This window comes from Vibrio sp. 10N.222.46.A1, from assembly GCF_041473595.1.
GTDB classification, from domain to species: domain Bacteria; phylum Pseudomonadota; class Gammaproteobacteria; order Enterobacterales; family Vibrionaceae; genus Vibrio; species Vibrio tasmaniensis_A.
In genome coordinates, this window is the sequence record NZ_JBFRSN010001439.1 from 1 (window position 1) to 1,729 (window position 1,729).

The 1,729-nt window shown below is 41.6% G+C and carries 2 protein-coding genes and 1 pseudogene; all 3 read left to right on the top strand.

The genetic code is table 11. The features are described from left to right. Positions 1-570: pseudogene (locus AB4496_RS27180) on the top strand (hypothetical protein); the annotation flags it as partial. Then, positions 567-989 (top strand): type VI secretion system baseplate subunit TssE, encoded by a 423-nt coding sequence (gene tssE / locus AB4496_RS27185; RefSeq protein ID WP_009846604.1) that lies wholly within the window; start codon positions 567-569, stop codon positions 987-989. The pseudogene AB4496_RS27180 and the gene tssE, both read left to right, overlap by 4 nt. Next, positions 982-1,729: type VI secretion system baseplate subunit TssF (locus tag AB4496_RS27190; protein WP_372133055.1), on the top strand; the 748-nt coding region annotated here is incomplete at its 3' end. The genes tssE and AB4496_RS27190, both read left to right, overlap by 8 nt.

Consider the following 1,729-nt stretch of genomic DNA (forward strand, 5'->3'; position numbering starts at 1 on the left):
TTTCTGAAGTCTCGCTGGAATGACAAGCTGCAAGGCTCTGTTATTAACCTCCCTGCGAGCCACTATTTTGACAGCCACCTGCAAAAGCCAGTAGCGGATGTTAGCTTATTCGGGCAACTGTCTAATTTTTACGCGCAAAGTGGCTTTATTCCATTAACCAAAAGCCCTTTAACCGATAAGTTTTACTTCAATGGCAATAACTCTATTTGGCAGTGTGGACAGAACGATAATGACAAAGTGTTAACTCAGATTCAGACTACGCTAATGTCTTGCAGAATTGCCCATTATCTAAAAGTGCAAGTGCGTGAGATGGTCGGCAGTTTCAACAGTGCCAACGAATGTGAGCTATTTTTAACAAACTGGATCGAAAAATTTTCCAGCAATGTCTCATTTGCAAATGAAGAAACCTTGTCCAAATATCCATTGAGCTTTGCCAAAGTTAGTGTCAGGGAATCTCATTCTCAAGCTGGCAGTTTTGCCTGCACTCTGCGTATCGTTCCTCAATACCAATTTGATTACTTTAGTGGCGAGGTTGTGCTGACTACCGATCTAAACGAGGTAGCATCATGAGTTTTTGGAAAACCTTTATCAGCGATGCAAAGCCCTATCAGGACGCCGAGATTGAAGATATTAAGTTCCACCTAACCAAGCTCTTAGAGGCAGAGGCTTCATTAACAGAAATTGATAATAGGCTCGTTGAAGTAAACCGCTCGAACTTTAAATTTGGTATCGAAGATGTTCATTTGCTCAGTGCAACTTTAGAAAACACTCAGATCACTTTACGTATCGAGGCTTGGATAAAAAGCTTCGAGCCACGATTACACGACATATCTGTTGAGCTCGAGCAGCGTAAAGAAGGTGACAATTCACTATCGTTCAACATCATAGCTAAAGTGAAGACCAATAATGGTGAACGAGACCTAATCTTTGATTCAAGAATCGCACTAAGCGATTTAACTACATCTATAGAAGAAGATAGCTATGACTGAACCCATTATGCGTTACTTCGAGCAAGAACTGGCCTTTGTGCGCCGTTCGTTAGGTCAGTTCGGTCAGGAATACCCTACTCATGCCGAAAACCTCAATATCCATCAAGGTAAGATCGAAGACCCTAGCATGGCTCGCTTACTCGACGGTGTAGCACTATTGAACGCAAAGGTCGAAAAGAAACTATCTGAACAGTTGCCTGAAGTTATCGAAGGTATTTTGAGTGTTCTCTACCCTTCTTATATTCAAACTGTTCCTAGTGTTGCTTATCTTGAACTTCATACTGAAGACGGTCCTATTGAATCAAGCAGCTTGCCTAAAGGCTCACTTTTTTCAAGTACAAACACGAAAAACGAGTGCCTATTTAAGACCGTTGACGAACTCAATATAGCACCATTTAATTTAAGCAATGCCAGAGCATTGAGTGCGCCGTTTAGTTTCAACAGACCTTCAACAGCTAACCAAAGCTCCGCGGTTGTTCAGATATCTCTGAGTACTGGTGATCCGGATGTTTATTTCAGCCATTTAGAATTAGGTGATCTCGATTTCTTCGTCAAAGGCTTCGAAAATAATGCTGACTCTCTCGTCGATTTGCTTCTCAACAATACCTTGTCGATTTCCATTTCCGATTCCGAGTGTGCCCAACACTCGACCGTTGATAACCTTCAACTAAAAAATCGAATTAGTGATCTCGAGTTTAAGTTCTTGCCTGAACACGGAAATCAATTCACCGGTTATCAAC